Raw genomic sequence first — 624 nt, 5'->3', positions numbered from 1 at the left:
GGCTCTAAACAGTAACCACAAACCACGCCTGGATGTAAATTAAGCGACATTAAAGCGCCCTGCCCTGTTCCACAACCTGCAACAACAAAATCCAGCGCTTTCGAGTTAAGTAATAAACTTGCTATGATCGCAAGATGGATATAAGTCAAATGGTGGTCATGTTCATCTTTCATGCCCACGTTGAATGCTTGGTGGCCTAATGAGGAGCTAACGGTATTCAGCTCGTTAAAAATAACCGCGTTTTTTGCCGCTTGGCTATTTTCCATCATTAATGCAATTTTCATTGTGACTCCTATCGTCATTTATTGTGCCAGTTTATTTACTGGCAAATGCTACATACTGATTCAATTTTTAGTTAAATTAAAAATCTAAAAATAATCGACCGCTCAATAGTTTTACTAAATATCCTTCACCTCACTTCCCTCTAAATAATTCGAGTTATATCTAGGCGGCAAATGAGGATATCCGAATGCAGCCAACAACGAGATAACTCGAAGTATGACGAGGGAATTAGCGAGCCAACCACCCACCATCCACCGCTATCGTATAACCGTGAATGTAATTGGCGGCTTCTGAAGCTAAAAATACACATGGCCCCGCTAAATCATCCGGTGTTCCCCAACG

2 protein-coding genes are annotated in these 624 nt (G+C 41.3%); both read right to left on the bottom strand.

All coding sequences use genetic code 11. From position 1 onward, the window contains the following. On the bottom strand, window positions 1–284 hold a 284-nt coding region (locus ABN217_RS19645; RefSeq protein WP_349459912.1), incomplete at its 3' end, for an RpiB/LacA/LacB family sugar-phosphate isomerase. A 226-nt stretch (window positions 285–510) separates the two neighbouring features. Next, window positions 511–624 (bottom strand): SDR family oxidoreductase (locus tag ABN217_RS19640; RefSeq protein ID WP_349459914.1); only part of this gene is annotated, 114 nt, incomplete at its 5' end.

It is taken from the genome of Proteus sp. fly-1067 (assembly GCF_040139345.1).
GTDB lineage: Bacteria > Pseudomonadota > Gammaproteobacteria > Enterobacterales > Enterobacteriaceae > Proteus > Proteus vulgaris_B.
Note: the sequence above shows the minus strand (reverse complement) of the source record. Positions and strands in the feature narration are given on the sequence as shown.